This window comes from Cyanobium gracile UHCC 0281 (assembly GCF_034931305.1).
GTDB classification, from domain to species: Bacteria; Cyanobacteriota; Cyanobacteriia; order PCC-6307; family Cyanobiaceae; genus Cyanobium; species Cyanobium gracile_A.
In genome coordinates, this window is sequence record NZ_JAYGHY010000027.1 from 16,055 (window position 1) to 33,767 (window position 17,713).

Sequence of the window (17,713 nt, forward strand, 5' to 3'; positions counted from 1 at the left end):
TGCCTGTTCTGTCAAAAGCTCAGGTATGCCAAGGCATCTGGGCATAGAAAGGGAATGCCGGGGCCTCTGCAATGGTCCGGCTGTGGGCCCCTTGTCTGGGCATGAATGGCCTTTGGCTTCTATCCCGGGTCTGCAGTCCTTCAAGGGCAACGCTGAGCGATGCAGGCCGGATGGGTTCTGATCCAAGCAGGGGAGAACTTGCCGATAGGGAGGGCTGGTCGGCGCGGGGCAAGATTGCGATTCTCTTCGGCCATGGTCCTGCAAGGCCTGAGGACACCCAGTCGTCCTGAGTAACCCCTATGGTTGCGCCCACCACACCGGTCTGTAGTGATGGCAACTGTTTCAGCCCCTCCAGGGCCTCCCCCATTCCGGCTGCTGAATCACATCAGCACCCAGAACATCAAGGGCGACCTGTTCGGGGGGGTCACGGCCGCCGTGATCGCCCTGCCGATGGCCCTGGCCTTCGGTGTGGCCTCCGGGGCTGGTGCCGCTGCCGGTCTATGGGGTGCGGTACTGGTGGGTCTGTTTGCCGCCCTGTTCGGCGGTACGCCCACCCTGATCTCCGAGCCCACCGGGCCGATGACGGTGGTGATGACCGCCGTCATCGCCAGCTTCACCGCCCAGGATCCGGAGAACGGCCTGGCCATGGCCTTCACCGTGGTGATGCTGGCTGGGGTGTTCCAGATCCTCTTCGGGATGCTGAAGCTGGGCCGCTACATCACCCAGATGCCCTACACGGTGATCTCGGGCTTCATGAGCGGCATCGGCATCATCCTGATGGTGCTGCAGCTCGGTCCCTTCCTCGGCCAGGCCATCCCCAAGGGCGGCGTGATGGGCACCCTCACCAACCTGCCCCAGCTGCTGGCCGGCGCCCGCCCCACGGAAGTCACCCTGGCCCTGGTGACGCTGGCGATCCTCTGGTTCACCCCGGGGAAGGTCAAGAAGGTCGCCCCGCCCCAGCTGATCGCCTTGGTGCTCGGCACCATCCTCTCCCTGACTCTGCTCACCGGGGGCGGCGGCGGGGCGGAAGCCGGTGGTGAGGGCATCCGCCGCATCGGCGAGATCGCCTCCGGTTTCCCCAGCCTGCATCTCCCCCACTTCGCGCTGCCCCAGCTCCGGGTGATGCTGATCGACGCCGCCGTGCTGGGCATGCTCGGCTGCATCGACGCCCTGCTCACCGCCGTGATCGCCGACAGCATCACCCGCACCGAGCACGACCCCAACAAGGAACTGATCGGCCAGGGCCTGGGCAACCTGGCTTCCGGCCTGTTCGGCGGCATCGCTGGCGCCGGCGCCACCATGGGCACCGTCGTCAACATTCAGGCGGGGGGCCGCAGTGCCCTCTCCGGCATCAGCCGCGCCCTGATCCTGATGCTGGTGATCCTGGCCGGCACCCGGTTGGCGGCCCAGATCCCCCAGGCCGTGCTGGCCGGCATCGCCCTGAAGGTGGGCTTCGACATCGTCGACTGGGGGTTCCTCAAGCGCGCCCACCGCATCTCGCTCACCGGCGCGCTGATCATGTACCTGGTCATCGGCCTCACCGTGCTGGTGGATCTGATCGCGGCGGTGGGCATTGGCGTGTTCATCGCCAACATCCTCACGATCGACAAGATGAGCGCTCTGCAGAGCAAATCGGTCAAGTCGGTCTCCACCGGCGATGGCGATCTGCTGCTCAACCCCGAGGAGAAGACCCTGCTGGACCAGGGCAAGGGGGAGGTGCTGCTGTTCCAGCTCACCGGGGCCATGATCTTTGGTGTGGCCAAGGCGATCGGCCGCGAGCACAACGCCATCGGTGTCTGCAAGGCCGTGGTGTTCGACCTCACAGAGGTGTCCCACCTCGGCGTCACCGCTGCTCTGGCGGTGGAGCTCGCCGTCGAGGAAGCGATCGAGAAGGGCCGCCAGGTGTTCGTGGTCGGGGCCAGCGGCACCACCCGCCAGCGCCTTGAGAAGCTCGGGCTGTACGCCAAGCTGCCGCCGGAGCGCACCACCCTGAGCCGCCACGATGCCCTGCAGCAGGCGGTGGCCGGCTTGGCCTGATCACCAGGCCGGTGCCATCACCAAGGATGGTGGTGGTTCTCCCCTCCCGCGATGTCCGGTTCCCGGCCGCTTTCCGCTTCTGATGCCGATGGGGCGAGCCTGGAGGCCCTCAGCGAGCTTGTGGCGGTCGTGGCCCGGCTGCGGGATCCGCAGGGCGGCTGCCCCTGGGACCTGGCCCAGACCCACAGCACCCTGATTCCCTACGTGCTGGAGGAGGCCCACGAGGTGGCTGATGCGATCCGCCAGGGGGATGACGGCCATCTGGCGGAGGAACTGGGCGACCTGCTGCTGCAGGTGGTGCTGCACGCCCGCATCGCCAGCGAAACGGGACGCTTCGATCTGACCGCCGTCGCCCGCGGCCTGGTGGCCAAGCTGGTGCGCCGCCACCCCCATGTGTTCGATCCAGCGGCGGAGCGGCCCGACGACTCCGAGGCCGTGCGCCGCAGCTGGGAGGCGATCAAGGCCGCCGAACGCCAGCAGCGCGGGCGGGCCACCGCCGTCCCTGGCGCTGCGCCGCCACCCGCCAGCCCCCTCAGCGACCGGCTGGCGGAGAAGGTGCGCGGCCAGCCGGCCCTGGCCGGCGCCATGACCATCTCCCGTAAAGCCGCCGCCGCCGGCTTCGAGTGGGACGCCATGGAGGCCGTGTGGGCGAAGGTCCAGGAGGAGATGGACGAGCTGCGGGAGGCCGTGGCCAGCGGCGACCGGGCCCACGCCCAGGAGGAACTGGGCGACGTCCTCTTCACCCTGGTGAACGTGGCCCGCTGGTGCGATCTCGATCCGGAGGAGGGCTTGGCCGGCACCAACCGCCGCTTCCTCGATCGCTTTTCCCGGGTGGAGGCCGCCCTGGGCGGCGACCTCGGCGGCCGCCCAATCGCGGAGCTGGAGGGCCACTGGCAGGCGGCCAAGGCCCAGATCCGCGCTGAGAGGGGGCACGGCCCTACCCGTCCTCCGTCGGACCCTGCCGCCGATGGCTCTTGATCGATCCCCGTTGGCGCTTGGCCTTCAGCCGACGCTCCACCGAGCCGCGGCTGGGCTTGGTGGCGCGGCGGGGGGGTGGCGGCGGCGCGATCGCCGCCTGCAGCAGCGCCACCAGGCGCTTCTGCGCCGCCTGACGGTTCTGCCACTGGGAGCGCTGCTCCGCCGCCACGATCACCAGCCCGGCCGGGGTGAGCCGGGCAGCCAGCCGCCGCAGGGCCCGCTCCCGCAGGCTCGGGGGCAGGGCGCTGCTGGAGCCCAGGTCGTACACCAGCTCCACCCGGGAGTCGGTGGTGTTCACCCCCTGCCCCCCGGGCCCGGAGGCGCGCGAGAAGCGCCAGCCCAACTCGGACGCCGGGATCACCAGGCCATTGCCCAGGGACAGGTCGCTGCTCACACCAGGCTCACTTCGCCGCTGCCGATGTCGAAGTAAGCGGCCTGGATGCGCAGGCGCCCCTCCGCGACGGCCTTGGCCAGCAGGGCACTGCGCCGGGGCAGGGCAGTGGCGGCGGTGGCGGCATTGCGGCGCACCGACTCGGCCAGGTCCGACCCCGGCTTCAGGCCGGCCCGGATCGGCGCCACCAGGTCCTCCAGCAGGGGCGTGAGCGGGGCGCTGGCCATGGCGGCGGTCACCGCGCCGCAGCCGCTGTGGCCCATCACCAGGATCAGGGGCATCGCCAGCTCCGCCACGGCGTACTCCAGCGAGGCGATGCCCTCGTCGAAGGCCGTGTTGCCGGCGCTGCGCACCTCAAACAGCTCCCCGGCGCCGCAGGCGAAGATCCACTCCGGTGCCACCCGCGAATCGGCGCAGCAGAGCACCGAGGCCCAGGGTTGCTGGCCGGAGGCCAGAGCATCGGGCCGCACCTGGCAGTGCAGCGGCCAGGTTTCGTGCAGCAGGGTGGCCCGCTCCTGGGGGTCGTCGCTGCGTTCGGCGGCCCGCCAGATGCGGGAGAAGTCGCGGTTGCGGCGCAGCAGTTCCTGCAGGGGGTCGCCCTCGGGACGGCACACCGACAGCCGTTCCTTCAGGGTTCCGTCCGCGGCCGCCGCCGACGCCGGCCGCAGGGTGTTCAGGGCCAGCCCGGTGCCCGCCAGGCCGAGGAGCCGCAACAGTTGGCGTCTGGAATGTGCCATGGCGCCGTGACAAGGGGTCCTGCCGAAGGTTTAGCTGGAAAGCCACGAGCCAACCGCATGGGACCGCAACAGCCACCGGGCGCCTGGGTGGACGAGGAGCTGGGCGGGGTGCGCTACGGCCTGGCCGCCACCGTGGTGGAGGAGCACATCAGCCCCTTCCAGCGCATCACGATCATCGACAGCCAGACCTACGGCAAGGGCCTGCTGCTCGACGGCTGCTGGATGACGGCGGAACGGCAGGAGCGGCACTACCACGAACCGCTGGTGCATCCGGCCCTCTGCGCCGCCGCCTCGATCGAGCGGGTGCTGGTGATCGGTGGCGGCGACGGCGGCACCGCCCGCGAGTGCCTGCGCCACCCCGGCGTCGCCCACCTCGACATGGTGGAGATCGACGGGCTGGTGGTGGAGCTCTCCCGGAAGCACCTGCCCAGCCTCGGCGGCGACGCCTGGAGCGATCCCCGCTTCCACCTCACCGTCGGCGATGGCATCGCCTGGGCCGCTTCCGCCCCTGACGCCAGCTACGACGTCGTGCTGGTGGATGGCTCCGATCCGGCCGGACCGGCCGAGGGCCTGTTCAACCGCAGCTTCTTCCAGCACTGCCGCCGCCTGCTGCGGCCCGGCGGTGTGTTCGCCACCCAGAGCGAGTCCCCCGAAGCCTTCCGCCAGGTGCACATCGACACCGTGCAGCTGCTGCGCGAGGTGTTCGGCCACGCCGATCCGCTGTACGGCTGGGTGCCGATGTACCCCAGCGGCTGGTGGAGCTGGACCTTCGCCTGCCCCGATGGCCCCCGCTACCGGGAGCCCCTGGCGGAACGCGCTGCGGCGGTGGCGCCGGGATGCCGCATCTGGTCGCCCCGCTGGCAGCGGGGCGCTTTCGAGGCGGTGCCGGCCTTCGTGGAGCGCCAGCTGGCCGACGCCGCGGCCCAGCCATGAGCCTGGAGCTGTTCGACACCGAAGGGGCGATCTACATGGGGGCCCGCCGCGAGCCCCAGGGTTGCGCCGTGGGGCTGTTCGGCGTTCCCTACGACGGCACCACCTCCTTCCGCCCCGGCACCCGTTTCGGCCCGGCGGCGATCCGGGAGGTGAGCAGCGGCCTGGAGAGCTACGACCCCCAGCTCGACCTGGATCTCGAGGACCTGGCCTTCGCCGACCTGGGCGCCGTGGCGATCCCCTTCGGCGCCCCCGAGCCGGTGGTGGCGGCGGTGCGCCGGGCCACCGAAGCGGTGCTGGATCTGGGCCTGGCGCCCCTGATGCTGGGCGGTGAGCATTCGATCAGCAGTGGGGCCGTGGCGGCGGTGGCGCAGTGCCACCCCGATCTGGTGCTGGTGCAGCTCGATGCCCACGCCGACCTGCGCCAGAGCTGGCTCGGGGCCCACCACAGCCATGCCTGCGCCATGCGCCGTTGCCTGGAGGTGCTGCCCAGCGGCGAGCTGCGCCAGATCGCCATCCGCAGCGGCACCCGCGAGGAGTTCCAGGAGCTGCGCAGCAGCGGCCGGTTGGTGCCGATCGCTGCCATGGCCGCGGCGCTGGCCCCCCTGCGGGGCCGGCCCCTCTATCTCACCGTCGATCTTGACTGGTTCGATCCGGCCGTGCTGCCCGGCACGGGCACCCCGGAGCCCGGCGGCTTCCACTGGCCCCACTTCGCTGAGTTGCTGGAAGAACTGCGGCATCACCAGCTGGTGGCCGCCGACGTGGTCGAGCTGGCTCCCCAGCTCGACCCCAGCGGTGTCAGCGCCGTGCTGGCCGCCAAGGTGACCCGGAGTCTGCTGCTGCTGCTTGGCGCTCAGTAGCAGCAGGTGCCGCTGGCGCGTTGCTCCCGCAGGCGGGTGTGCTGCTGTCCGATCAGTTGCACGGCCAGAGTGGGGTGGTTGTGCAGCAGGTTGAGGAAGCGGAGCCGATCGAGCCGCAGCACTTCCACCGGCGTTCGGGCAAAGGCGTCGCTGCGGTGGCTCAGCTCCCGCCAGGTGATGTCCTGGTAGCTGAACAGTTCACCAGGGCGGTAGCAGGTTTTCTCGCCCTGCTCGCCCACCAGTTCAACGATGCCGCGACGCACGGCGTAGATGGCGTTGGCGCTGGCGCCGCGGGAGAAGACGTGGGCTCCTGTGGGCAGGGTGAAGGTTTCACAATCCACATGAACGGCCATCAGATCGATGGGTGATGGGGATGTGGCGGTTCTGATCAATTCAGGGGACCTCCGTGGTGGGGGTGGACGGGGTTCAGCCTTCCTAGGGCCAAACGGTGGCTTCCGGTAGGAGAAGCTGGGAAGAATCAGCGGAAGAATGTCAAAACGGAATCAACCGTCACATTTTGACCCTCCAGGTGCCGTCAGTGGAGGCCGGTGGCCAGGCTGAGTTGCTGGCTGCCCATCGGCAGGCGCGCCGGCTTCAGCAGGCCGTCGGGGGAGACCACCGGCAGCCGCGGCGGTCGTGATGTCCAGTGATGACACCAGAGGTCAGCGACCAGTTCGGGATGGATGGGCAGCTGGCGCAGCTGGCACCATCCCATCTCCACCCCGGCAGGGGGGGTGCAGTGGCGGCAGCTGCGACAGTTGGGACGGTTGCCCATCCTCTTGACCTAATGGGCCATTCAAAGTACGCAGTTCTTCGTCTGTGTGATAGGGGTGGAAGCCGAATCACAGGCTTTCTTCGGTATTGGCGGCGACAGCGCCTGCCTGTCCCATTCCTGACCTCTCCATAGGATCGGCCCACCGGGCACCGGCGTCCCCTTGGCCGGCCGGCCGCTATCCATGGATTCCACCCCCCTGCGCCGCACCCCCCTGGATGCCGCGGCCGTCGCCGCGGGTGCCCGCATGGTGCCCTTTGCCGGCTGGCAGATGGCGATCCAGTTCACCGGCCTCGTGCAGGAGCACAACGCCGTGCGCCAGCACTGCGGTGTCTTCGACATCTCCCACATGGGCGTGATCACCCTGCGCGGGCAGGGCACCAAGGATGCCCTGCAGCGGCTGGTGCCCACCGACCTGTTCCGTATCGGCCCCGGCGAGGCCTGCTACACGGTGCTGCTCAACGAAGCCGGTGGCATCCGCGACGACCTGATCGTCTACGACCGGGGCCGGGTGGACGGTCCCGAGGGCGAGCGGGACGAACTGGTGCTGGTGATCAACGCCGCCTGCGCCGAGGCCGACACCGCCTGGATCGCCAGCCAGCTGGAACCCGAGGGGATCGTCATCACCGACCGCAAGGGCGATGGGGTGCTGCTGGCCCTGCAGGGGCCAGAGGCGCCCGCCCGCCTGGAGGCCCTGGTGGGCACCAGCCTGGCGGGGCTGCCCCGCTTCGGCCACCGGGAGCTGAGCATCGACGGGGCTCCGGTGTTCGTGGGCCGCACCGGCTACACCGGTGAGGACGGCTTCGAGCTGCTGCTGGGCCGCCAGGCCGGCCTGGCGCTCTGGCAGCGGCTGCTGGCCGATGGGGTCACCCCCTGCGGGCTCGGGGCCCGCGACACCCTGCGGCTGGAGGCGGCGATGCACCTCTACGGCAACGAGATGGATGCGGCCACCAGCCCCCTGGAGGCTGGGCTGGGCTGGCTGGTGCACCTGGAGATGCCCGCCGACTTCATCGGCCGCGCCGCCCTGGAGCGGCAGACGGCCGAGGGGGTGGGCCGGAAGCTGGTGGGGCTGAAACTGCAGGGCCGCGCCATCGCCCGCCACGGCTATCCGGTGCTGCAGGACGGCGCGCCGGTGGGCGAGGTCACCAGCGGCACCTGGTCCCCCACCCTGGGGGAAGCGGTGGCCCTGGCCTACGTGCCCGCGGCGGCGGCCAAGCCCGGCACCGAGCTGGCGGTGGAGATCCGCGGCCGGGCCGAGCCGGCGGTGGTGGTCAAGCGGCCCTTCTACCGGCGCGGCTGAGGGCGCCCGGCCCCTGGGCAGGCGGCCGGGGCCCTGTGGGAAACTCGCGGATTGATGTGTTCTTCCCCATGCGCAGCCACGGGTGCGGCGATCTGCGCAACGACGCCATCGGCCAGCAGGTCCAGCTGTGCGGCTGGGTCGACCGCCGCCGTGACCACGGCGGGGTGATCTTCATCGACCTGCGCGACCGCGCCGGCACCGTGCAGATCACGGTGGATCCTGACCTGGCCCCCGCCGCCTTCGCCGTGGCCGAGCGGCTGCGCAACGAGACCGTGCTGCGGGTGGAGGGCAAGGTGCGGGCCCGGCCGGCCGAATCCCTCAACGAACGGCTGGCCACCGGCGCGATCGAGGTGCTGGCGAGCGGCATCACGGTGCTCAACGAGGTGCGCGGCAACCTGCCCTTCCCGGTGTCGGTGCACGACGAGGAGAACACCCGCGAGGAACTGCGGCTGCGCCACCGCTACCTGGATCTGCGCCGTGAGCGCATGGCCCGCAACCTGCGGCTGCGCCACGCCACCGTGAAGGCCGCCCGCGGCTTTCTGGAGGGGGAGGGCTTCATCGAGGTGGAAACGCCGGTGCTCACCCGCTCCACCCCCGAAGGCGCCCGCGACTACCTGGTGCCCAGCCGGGTCTGCGGCGGCGAGTGGTTCGCCCTGCCCCAGTCGCCCCAGCTGTTCAAGCAGCTGCTGATGGTGGGTGGCCTGGAGCGGTACTACCAGCTGGCCCGCTGCTTCCGCGACGAGGACCTTCGCGCCGACCGCCAGCCGGAGTTCACCCAGCTGGACATGGAGATGAGCTTCATGGACCAGGAGCAGATCCTGACGCTCAATGAGGGCCTGATCGCCGCCATCTGGAAGGCCGTCAAGGGCATCGAGCTGCCGCGCCCGTTCCCCCGCCTCACCTGGCACGAGGCGATGGCGCGCTACGGCACCGACCGGCCCGACACCCGTTACGGCATGGAGCTCACCGATGTGAGCGATCTGGTGGCCAGCATGGGCTTCAAGGTGTTCTCCGGCGCCGTGGCGGCCGGGGGCTCGGTGAAGTGCATTGCCGTGGCCGGCGGCAACGAGGCCGTCAGCAACGTGCGCATCAAGCCCGGTGGGGATGTGTTCAGCGAGGCCCAGAAGGCGGGGGCCGGCGGCCTGGCCTTCATCCGGGTGCGGGCCGGCGGCGAGATCGACAGCATCGGCGCCATCAAGGACAACCTCACGGCCGAGATGAAGGCGGAACTGCTGCAGCGCACCGGCGCCACGGAAGGCACCCTGCTGCTGTTCGGTGCCGGCGACACCGCCACCGTCAACAAGGCCCTCGACCGGGTGCGCCAGTACCTGGCCCGCGAGCTCGGCCTGGTGCCGGCCGAGCGGGACAACGACCAGTGGAACTTCCTCTGGGTGGTGGAGTTCCCGATGTTCGAGTTCAACGCCGGCGAGAACCGGCTCGAAGCCCTGCACCATCCCTTCTGCGCCCCCAACGCCGGGGATCTGGGCGACGACCCCGCCGCCTGGGCCGAGACGCTCCCCACGGCCCGTGCCCAGGCCTACGACCTGGTGCTCAATGGCCTCGAGCTGGGCGGCGGCTCCCTGCGCATCCACGATTCCGCCCTGCAGCGCCAGGTGCTTCAGACCATCGGCCTGCCGCTGGCGGAGGCCGAGCGCCAGTTCGGCTTCCTGATGGAGGCCCTCGACATGGGCGCCCCGCCCCACGGCGGCATCGCCTTCGGCATGGACCGGCTGGTGATGCTGCTCGCCGGCGAGGAATCGATCCGCGACACGATCGCCTTCCCGAAAACCCAGCAGGCCCGCTGCCTGATGACCCAGGCCCCCGCCGATGTGGCACCGAAGCAGCTGGAGGAGCTGCACGTGGCCAGCACCTGGACGGACGAGGAGGCCTAGGCGCCCCAGCCTGGGCCAGGGCGATCCCTGGAAGACGGAACGAACGGCCGATCTCTCAGTAGCTTCGATGGACCACCCCCTCCGTTGCCGCTTCCCCCCATGGCCGTCACCGCTCCCCCCATCGACATCGGCATCCCGGCGCAGCAGCGGGAGCAGATCGCCGCCGGCCTCGGTCGCGTGCTGGCCGACAGCACCGTCCTCTACGCCAAGACCCACGGCTTCCACTGGAATGTCACTGGACCGATGTTCAACACGCTCCATCTGATGTTCATGGACCAGTACACCGAGCTCTGGACCGCCCTCGACCTGATTGCCGAGCGCATCCGTGCTCTCGGGTGTCCGGCCCCCTTCGGCGGGTCCATCTACGCCGGTCTTTCCTCGGTGCCCGAGGCCGAGGGGGTGCCCCCCGCCCTGGCCATGGTGCGGGAGCTGGTGGAGGGCCATGAGGCCGTGGCCCGCACGATCCGCGCGGTGTTCACCACGGCGGATGAGGCCAACGACCAGCCCACCGCCGACCTGCTCACCCAGCGGCTGCAGATCCACGAGAAGACCGCCTGGATGCTGAGGAGCCTCCTGGAGGCGTGAGCTTCCGCAGCGCGGCCTGCGCCGGCCCACGCTCGCTGGCGCGAGCGACGCCGGCTTCGGTCCGCGACGCGGAAGCCTCGCCCAGGAGGCCTGAGGGGGGTGGCCATCGGATGGGTAGGCCGCCGTTGGGGGCTGGAAGGGATCGGTAGATTGGGGAATCAGCGCCTCACCCGATGTCCGCACCGTCCGCCACGCGGGGCCATGCCGCGAAGTTCGTCTTCGTGACCGGCGGGGTGGTCTCCAGCATCGGCAAGGGCATCGTGGCCGCCAGCCTCGGCAGGCTGCTCAAGTCGCGCGGCTACAGCGTTTCGATCCTGAAGCTGGATCCCTACCTGAACGTGGATCCGGGCACGATGAGTCCCTACCAGCACGGTGAGGTGTTCGTCACCGAGGACGGCGCCGAGACCGACCTGGACCTGGGCCATTACGAGCGTTTCACCGACACGGCCATGTCGCGCCTCAACAGCGTGACCACCGGCTCGATCTACCAGGCGGTGATCAACAAGGAGCGCCGCGGCGACTACAACGGCGGCACCGTGCAGGTGATCCCCCACATCACCGGCGAGATCCGCGAACGCATCCACCGGGTGGCGGCCAACAGCGGCGCCGACGTGGTGATCACCGAGATCGGCGGCACCGTGGGCGACATCGAGTCGCTGCCGTTCCTGGAGGCGATCCGCGAGTTCCGCGGTGATGTGGGCCGCCAGGACCTGGCCTATGTCCACGTCACCCTGTTGCCGTTCATCGGCACCTCCGGCGAACTCAAGACCAAGCCCACCCAGCACTCGGTGAAGGAGCTGCGCTCGATCGGCATCCAGCCTGACGTTCTCGTCTGCCGCAGCGATCGGCCGATCAGCACCGACCTCAAGGCCAAGATCGGCGGCTTCTGCGGTGTGCCGGCCGGCGCCGTGATCCAGGCCCTGGATGCCGACAGCATCTACGCGGTGCCCCTGGCGATGGAGAGCGAAGGCCTGTGCCGCCAGGTGCTCGACGTGCTCTCCCTGGTCGACCACGACAGCGACATGGCGCGCTGGGCCGACCTGGTGGAGAAGCTGCGCCATCCCGGCCCCGCCGTGAAGGTGGCCCTGGTGGGCAAATACGTGCAGCTCAACGACGCCTACCTCTCGGTGGTCGAGGCCCTGCGCCATGCCTGTCTGGAGCGGGACGCCTCCCTTGATCTCCACTGGGTCTGCGCCGAGCAGATCGAGAGCCAGGGCGCTGACGCCCTGCTGCGGGGCATGGATGCGGTGGTGGTGCCCGGTGGCTTCGGCCATCGCGGCGTCGACGGCAAGGTGGCGGCGATCCGCTGGGCCCGGGAGCAGCGGGTCCCGTTCCTGGGGCTCTGCCTGGGGATGCAGTGCGCCGTGATCGAGTGGGCCCGCCACCAGGCCGGCCTTGAGGGGGCCACCAGCGCCGAGCTCGACCGCGCCACCCCCCACCCCGTGATCCACCTGCTGCCCGAACAGCAGGACGTGGTGGACCTGGGCGGCACCATGCGGCTGGGTGTCTACCCCTGCCGGCTGACGGCGGGCACCATGGCCCAGCGCCTCTACGGCGAGGAGGTGGTCTACGAGCGCCACCGTCACCGCTACGAGTTCAACAACGCCTACCGCTCCCTGTTCCTGGAATCCGGCTACGAGATCAGTGGCACCTCCCCGGATGGCCGCCTGGTGGAGCTGATCGAACTGAAGGACCACCCCTTCTTCACCGCCTGCCAGTACCACCCGGAATTCCTCTCCCGTCCCGGCAAGCCCCATCCCCTGTTCCGGGGACTCATCGAGGCGGCCCAGCAGCGGCGCGGTGAGGTGGCCCGCAACAGCCAGCAGGCCCAGGCCGCCTCCGCTCCCCAGGCGATGCCCGTGCAGGCCTGAAGCCCGCAGGGGATCGGCTCGCCAACAACGGGCAACCCAGCGTGCTGGCTCGCCCGTAAACTGGGTTATCAGCCGTCTTGCGCTGATCACAACGACCTTGGACCTGCCGGACCACCTCTTGCGCCAGGCCAGACAGCGGGCCCTTCAGCAGGGCCGCACCCTCAAGGAACTCGTGGCTGAGTCCATCGGTCAGGGCCTCCATGGCGGCACGACGGCGTCTGTGCCCGCCGCCAGCGATGCGGTGATGGTTGATTCGGCTGGGCTGCCGGTGTTCCGGTGTGAGCCAGCCAGCGACCGGCCGGGAATCGATCTGGCCACGGCCTTGCATCTGGAGCAACAGGGCCTGGAGCTGGAGGACCTCCGCCGTGCCGTCCGATCTGCTTGATGGGAACGTGTGGGTGGCGGCGGCTTTCGCGGCCCATCCAGCCCATCACTCCGCCCAGGCGGTGCTGCTTCAGGCCCTGCCCCAGGTGGACCTGGCGGCCTTCGCCATCAGCAGCTCCACCTGGATGGTCACGTTGGATCGGGATTTTCGCCAGTTCCTCGGGGCGGGGTTTGACCTGGAACTCCTTCAGGCCGATTCCAATGGCGGCAGTTGAGGTGCCTGCCCCAGACCTGCCAGCGATGCCCGTGGTGGAAACCTTCCACTCTCTGCAGGGGGAAGGGCTCCATGCCGGCCGCAGTGCCTTCTTCCTGCGCCTTGCGGGCTGCGATGTGGGCTGCTCCTGGTGCGACACCAAGCACTCCTGGCCGGAGGCGGCCCATCCACGGCGCCCCCTGGGCGAACTGGCGGCCGAGGCCACCGCTGCCGCCGCCGCCGGTGCCGCCTTCGTGGTGATCACCGGCGGCGAACCGCTGCAGCACCCCCTGGACGCCCTCTGCACCGCCCTGGCGGCGGCGGGCCTGCCGCTGCACCTGGAAACCAGCGGCGTGGGGGAGTTCAGCGGCCACTTCGACTGGATCACCCTCTCCCCCAAGCGCCACCGCCCCCCCTCCGCCGATCTTTTGGCCCGCTGCGACGAGCTCAAGGTGGTAGTGCACGAGCAAGCTGACCTTGGCTTTGCCGACGCCATGGCCCGCGCCGCCAGCACGACCCGCGCGGGGAGCGACTCCGAACCGCCTGTGCTGTTGCTGCAACCCGGCTGGCAGAGCGCCGAGGGCCAGAGTCTGGCCATTGATTTTGTGAAGTCCCATCGGGCTTGGCGGCTGAGTCTGCAATCCCACAAGGGGTTGGGTGTGCGCTGATGGCACGGGAGAATCGCTTCTTGATCGTGAATGTGATCACGGCCTTGGGGTTTGCAACTCTTGCGCTCGTGTCACACGTTGTCATCAACCATCGCGTGCAAAATAGTCTGCGGGCCAACCTCGGCTTGAAAGCCGCAGACGCGGCATTCCAACTCACTCAGTCGGTGAACGAGTCTGTTCGCTCCATGCGAGGGCTGACGGCACGGCTCAGCGTTGATCCCTCCCTTCCCTACCCCACCTTCACACAGCTGGCCAGCCAGAGCTTCAGCCACCAGGATGGCCTGATCATTGTCGAGTGGCAGCCAATCGTGGCGGCAAAGGATCGGCAGAGCTTTGAGCATTCGGTGCGCAAGCAGGGCGGCCGCCTCAGCGACTTTCACCTCTGGGAACCGGCCCAGGACAAGGACTCCTCCATGCCGGCGCGTGCGCGCGACCTTCATGTGCCGGTGCTGTATGTCTATCAAAGCCTGTCCTCGAGCAGCACAACGATGGGATTGGACCTGGCCTTCTCACCGGAGAGGATGGAGTCGAAATGGCGCTCTCGCGACGAAGGCGATCCTGTTGCTTCCGGACTGTTCCCAGTCATCCGCTTTCCGGGTGATCCCATCCAGCCTGTTGGTTTTGCGGTGACTGTGCCTGTTTTCCGTGGCGGAATAATTCCTGGAAGCTTGAGTAAACGCCAACAACAGATCGCGGGATTTGTGGGATTGATCTACGATCTGAAAAAGCTACTGATTCAATCCAAGCTGCCAGATTATGAAAGCCTCGGGCTGAATCTGACAATCACGCAGCAAGCAATATCGGAACCGAGCATCAAGATTTCAGCGGGTCCATCCACTGGGATCGGCGCCGACAGTCGCGCCCTGATCTTTGACACACCCTGGAACATCCGTTTGGACGCCACCCAGAAATACATCAATTCGCTGAAGACGCCTCAAGACGACATCTTGCCCTGGGTCATCGTTGTTGTGGGCGTGATGGTGCTGGGATTTCTTGTCGCCTTAGAGCGGAACGTCGAAAGGCTTCAATCGACCCGTAATGCACTGATCGAGAGCAATGCTTTGCTCCAGAAGTCGGAGCAGAGTCTCAAGGATCTGGCCGTCCACGATCCCCTGACCAATCTCTTCAACCGACGTGGCTTCCTGGAGCGCGCCATGCCAGAGCTGATACGGAGCCAGCGCTATGACATTCCGCTGGCAATTCTGATGCTGGACCTGGACCACTTCAAGCAAGTCAATGATCGCTGGGGACACCAGGCCGGTGATGATGTGCTCCAACACGTTGCCCAATTGTTCGAAACCAGCATGCGGAGTGGCGATCTGGCGGCACGTTTCGGCGGGGAAGAATTCGTCATCTTGCTCAGCCATGCCGGATCAAAGCAGGCGCTGCAGATCGCAGAGCGGCTCCGCCAGAACGCAGCGGCGATTGTGCACCATGCCGCTGGGGAGGTGGCCTTGGCCGGGAGCGTATCCAGCTCCGGAGTGTCGGACTTTCAGGTCACGGTAAGCATTGGTATCGCTGTCGCAGAGCCAAACCTGGGCATTGATGCGCTGCTTGCCCAGGCCGACACGGCGCTCTATGCCGCCAAGGCAAGCGGGCGCAACAGGGTCGCTATCGCGGGGGATCCTGTCGCACCAACGTCTATGGCTTAGGCCCTCTTGTCGGGGTGCGCTGAAGCCTCAGAGGGCCTGGGCCGGCTGCTGCACCTTCTCCGCCTTCCAGAGCCGCCAGCGCAGCTGCAGATCCTTGGGGGTGAAAACGACGATCGGCCGGCTGGCGTCGTAGGGCACCACGAAGGGTTTGCTGCCCATCGGCACGAACACGTTGCGTTTCGCCTGGCCGGGGGGGCAGGCCATGCGGGTCGCTACCGTCGGGCCCACATCGCTCACCGTGTAGACGCTGACACCCAGCCCCTTCAGCTTGCTGGCCCGGAAGCGGCCGCGGAAGGCCTGCTGGTTGCAATCCACCTCCATCTCCCGGCCGGGGATCAGCTGCACCCGCCAGTCGCTTGGGTGGGGGGAGAGGCGCGGATCGGTGCCGGGGGGCAGCACGCCGGGCAGCTGGATCACCCAACGGGTCTGGCCGGCTGTGGGGAGCGGATAGGGCTTCAGATCCAGCCGGGGGATGGCCCCGGCCGGCGGCAGCCAGGCCCCCAGCAGGAATGGCAGGGCGACCGTGGCCGTGGCCGTAGCAGCGGCGTTGCGCAGGGCTTGGGCCATGGAGAACCTCGGGAGGGGCAACAGCCTGGAATGATCACGATGACATCCACCGAGCCACCCGGCACCGATGTCCCCTGCCGGCCGCCCCTCCCTGCTGCCGCTCACGCTGGCCATCAGCCTGATGGGGGCGCCCACGCTTTCACTGCCGGTCGCCGCTGAAACGCGCCAGCTGGAGTTCAGCTTCACCCCCTACAGGGGCGATCCCCAGCGGCAGGACAGGCTGCCGATGGTGCCGGGCAGGGTGGACCTGGCGCTCAACGGCTTCCCCCTGGTTGACGGGGAGATCGCGGCCGATGAGGCCCTGGTGCTGTTCCGGGAGCGACGGATCTCCCCGGGGCTGGTCATCAGCACCCTGGGCATGGGGTCGCTGCTGCGCCGTGGCACGAACCAGCTGACGCTGCGTTTCGTTCCCGCGGACCCGGGCCCTCCCTATCGGGGCCGCTGGCAGTGGACCGCGATCACCGACCGGATCACCCGCACCCTGGGGCCGGAGGGCGAGGGCCTCACCAACGAGGGTGCCACCGGCCGGCAGGACCTGGCGGCCGGTGGCGTGCTGGAGCTGAGCCATCCGTTCGAAGCGCCCTTCGCCCCGGACCGGCCCTGGCACCATCTGCCGGCCATCGGTGGGTTGGACGCTGCCGACCTGGAGTCCCTCGCGGCCCTGGTGGGGCAACGGGCCGCCAGCTTCACGCCACCCTTCACATCTGCCTACGGACGCCTCAGCCAGCCTGGCGTTGCCAATGGGACAGCCATGCGCAAGGCCCGCTGTCTGGAGCGCGGCTACGCGGCGGGTCTGCGGGTGACCCCGGCAGCCCAGGACCAGCTCCGGTACCAGGGGGGATCGCTGCCGGCGGTGCTGGTGGGTGGGCGGGACAGACCGCTTTTCCGGCTCACCTTCCCCAGGAGCCTGCCCGAAACGCTGGGGGAGGACGGCTCAATCTGCCTGAGCATCGCCGTGGCAGTGCTGTTTCCCCCCCACCTGATCGGCATCCGGGACGGGGCCGGAGGCTGGCGATGGGCCGACCCATGAGCCGGGGCGAACGGGCCCCTGACACCCTCCTGCCGCTTTCAGAATGGGGACCACCCGCGCTGGAGCGCTCCCATCGCCCCCCCCCTCGCCATCGCCCTGCTCTCCGGCGGGCTGGATTCCGCCACTGCCGCCGCCCTGGCGATCGAGGCGGGCCATCGGGTGATCGGTCTTTCCTTCGACTACGGCCAGCGCCACCGGCGCGAGCTCGCCGCCGCCGCCGCCGTGGCCGGCGCCCTGGCCCTGGAGGAGCACCACGTGATCGCGGTGAACCTGGCGGCCTGGGGCGGCTCGGCCCTCACCGATCCGGCCATTCCCGTGCCCGATGAGGGGGTGCGCGAGGGGGTGATCCCCACCACCTATGTGCCCGGGCGCAACACGGTCTTCATCGCCCTGGGGCTGAGCCTGGCCGAAGCGCGCGGCGCCGGCAGCCTGGTGCTCGGGGTCAACGCGGTGGACTACTCGGGCTATCCCGATTGCCGCCCCGACTACCTGGCCGCCTTCCAGAGCCTGGCCGACCTGGCCAGCAAGGCGGGCAGGGAGGGCCATGGAGCCCGCCTGTGGGCGCCGCTGGTGGCTTGGGACAAGACCACCATCGTGCGCGAAGCGCTGCGACTGGGGGTGGCAATCGCCGCCACCTGGAGTTGTTACGGCGGCGGTGATCTCCCCTGCGGCCGCTGCGACAGCTGCCGCATCCGTGATGCCGCCCTGATCGCCGCGGGCCGTGACGATCTCACCAGCGCCGCCGTCCGCGCCGGAGCCGGCCTTTGAGGAGCGACCCGCTCCCCTGGCTGGAGCCCCGGGCCCTGGCCCGGGTGCTGGCGGCGCGCGTCGGCCAGGACGGGCTGGTGCTGCTCGACGGCGATGGC

Annotated in this window: 19 protein-coding genes; 14 read left to right on the top strand and 5 right to left on the bottom strand. The window is 69.2% G+C overall.

The genetic code is table 11. The annotated features are described in order from the left end of the window. Nucleotides 1-330 precede the first annotated feature (330 nt). Nucleotides 331-2,037 (top strand): SulP family inorganic anion transporter, encoded by a 1,707-nt coding sequence (locus tag VB739_RS09490; protein ID WP_323356833.1) that lies wholly within the window; start codon nt 331-333, stop codon nt 2,035-2,037. A 51-nt stretch (nt 2,038-2,088) separates the two neighbouring features. Beyond that, nucleotides 2,089-3,015, top strand: coding sequence for a nucleoside triphosphate pyrophosphohydrolase (gene mazG, locus VB739_RS09495; RefSeq protein ID WP_323356834.1), 927 nt, complete (start codon nt 2,089-2,091; stop codon nt 3,013-3,015). Here mazG and arfB read toward each other — a convergent pair. Next, nucleotides 2,975-3,409 carry an alternative ribosome rescue aminoacyl-tRNA hydrolase ArfB gene (arfB, locus tag VB739_RS09500; RefSeq protein WP_323356835.1) on the bottom strand — a complete coding sequence of 145 codons (435 nt, stop codon included), beginning with the start codon at nt 3,407-3,409 and terminating at the stop codon, nt 2,975-2,977. The two genes, mazG and arfB, sit on opposite strands and share 41 nt — an antisense overlap. Next, a complete protein-coding gene (locus VB739_RS09505) occupies nt 3,406-4,143 on the bottom strand; it encodes a carbonic anhydrase (protein WP_323356836.1) in 738 nt (245 codons plus the stop codon). Before VB739_RS09505 ends, arfB begins: the two co-directional genes overlap by 4 nt. Nucleotides 4,144-4,200: 57 nt before the next feature. Between VB739_RS09505 and speE the strand changes: the two genes are divergently transcribed. Together speE and speB are read left to right on the top strand one after the other, a co-directional pair. Continuing rightward, on the top strand, nt 4,201-5,076 hold the full coding sequence (speE, locus tag VB739_RS09510) for a polyamine aminopropyltransferase (RefSeq protein WP_323356837.1): 876 nt from the start codon (nt 4,201-4,203) through the stop codon (nt 5,074-5,076). Then, nucleotides 5,073-5,933 carry an agmatinase gene (gene speB, locus VB739_RS09515; RefSeq protein WP_323356838.1) on the top strand — a complete coding sequence of 287 codons (861 nt, stop codon included), beginning with the start codon at nt 5,073-5,075 and terminating at the stop codon, nt 5,931-5,933. Before speE ends, speB begins: the two co-directional genes overlap by 4 nt. Here the strand turns inward: speB and VB739_RS09520 are convergent. Together VB739_RS09520 and VB739_RS09525 are read right to left on the bottom strand one after the other, a co-directional pair. Continuing rightward, nucleotides 5,927-6,286, bottom strand: coding sequence for a cyclic nucleotide-binding domain-containing protein (locus VB739_RS09520; RefSeq protein WP_043325820.1), 360 nt, complete (start codon nt 6,284-6,286; stop codon nt 5,927-5,929). The two genes, speB and VB739_RS09520, sit on opposite strands and share 7 nt — an antisense overlap. A 182-nt stretch (nt 6,287-6,468) precedes the next feature. After that, complete coding sequence (locus tag VB739_RS09525; RefSeq protein WP_323356839.1) at nt 6,469-6,708, bottom strand: hypothetical protein; 240 nt, start codon at nt 6,706-6,708, stop codon at nt 6,469-6,471. Between the two features lie 181 nt (nt 6,709-6,889). Here VB739_RS09525 and gcvT point away from each other — a divergent pair, with 181 nt between their 5' ends. The 8 genes from gcvT to VB739_RS09565 all read left to right on the top strand — a co-directional run bounded on the left by gcvT (nt 6,890) and on the right by VB739_RS09565 (nt 15,250). Then, nucleotides 6,890-8,005 carry a glycine cleavage system aminomethyltransferase GcvT gene (gene gcvT / locus VB739_RS09530; protein ID WP_323356840.1) on the top strand — a complete coding sequence of 372 codons (1,116 nt, stop codon included), beginning with the start codon at nt 6,890-6,892 and terminating at the stop codon, nt 8,003-8,005. A 68-nt stretch (nt 8,006-8,073) separates the two neighbouring features. Next, nucleotides 8,074-9,897 carry an aspartate--tRNA ligase gene (gene aspS, locus VB739_RS09535; protein WP_323356841.1) on the top strand — a complete coding sequence of 608 codons (1,824 nt, stop codon included), beginning with the start codon at nt 8,074-8,076 and terminating at the stop codon, nt 9,895-9,897. Nucleotides 9,898-9,996: 99 nt separating this feature from the next. Then, complete coding sequence (locus tag VB739_RS09540; RefSeq protein ID WP_323356849.1) at nt 9,997-10,482, top strand: Dps family protein; 486 nt, start codon at nt 9,997-9,999, stop codon at nt 10,480-10,482. A 173-nt stretch (nt 10,483-10,655) separates the two neighbouring features. After that, on the top strand, nt 10,656-12,353 hold the full coding sequence (locus tag VB739_RS09545; protein WP_323356842.1) for a CTP synthase: 1,698 nt from the start codon (nt 10,656-10,658) through the stop codon (nt 12,351-12,353). Between the two features lie 97 nt (nt 12,354-12,450). Continuing rightward, nucleotides 12,451-12,738, top strand: coding sequence for a hypothetical protein (locus VB739_RS09550; RefSeq protein ID WP_323356843.1), 288 nt, complete (start codon nt 12,451-12,453; stop codon nt 12,736-12,738). After that, nucleotides 12,719-12,952 (top strand): hypothetical protein, encoded by a 234-nt coding sequence (locus VB739_RS09555; RefSeq protein ID WP_323356844.1) that lies wholly within the window; start codon nt 12,719-12,721, stop codon nt 12,950-12,952. Before VB739_RS09550 ends, VB739_RS09555 begins: the two co-directional genes overlap by 20 nt. A gap of 25 nt (nt 12,953-12,977) precedes the next feature. Next, nucleotides 12,978-13,598 (top strand): 7-carboxy-7-deazaguanine synthase QueE, encoded by a 621-nt coding sequence (locus VB739_RS09560; protein ID WP_323356850.1) that lies wholly within the window; start codon nt 12,978-12,980, stop codon nt 13,596-13,598. After that, nucleotides 13,598-15,250, top strand: coding sequence for a diguanylate cyclase (locus VB739_RS09565; protein WP_323356845.1), 1,653 nt, complete (start codon nt 13,598-13,600; stop codon nt 15,248-15,250). The genes VB739_RS09560 and VB739_RS09565 overlap by 1 nt, the downstream gene beginning before the upstream one ends. A gap of 27 nt (nt 15,251-15,277) precedes the next feature. Here VB739_RS09565 and VB739_RS09570 read toward each other — a convergent pair whose 3' ends face one another. Beyond that, complete coding sequence (locus VB739_RS09570; protein ID WP_323356846.1) at nt 15,278-15,817, bottom strand: ecotin family protein; 540 nt, start codon at nt 15,815-15,817, stop codon at nt 15,278-15,280. Nucleotides 15,818-15,884: 67 nt separating this feature from the next. Between VB739_RS09570 and VB739_RS09575 the strand changes: the two genes are divergently transcribed. Beyond that, entirely contained in the window at nt 15,885-16,847 is a 963-nt protein-coding gene (locus tag VB739_RS09575) for a hypothetical protein (RefSeq protein WP_323356847.1), read from the top strand. Between the two features lie 72 nt (nt 16,848-16,919). Continuing rightward, nucleotides 16,920-17,615, top strand: a complete 696-nt coding sequence (gene queC / locus VB739_RS09580) for a 7-cyano-7-deazaguanine synthase QueC (RefSeq protein WP_323356851.1) — start codon at nt 16,920-16,922, stop codon at nt 17,613-17,615. Nucleotides 17,616-17,713 lie beyond the last annotated feature (98 nt).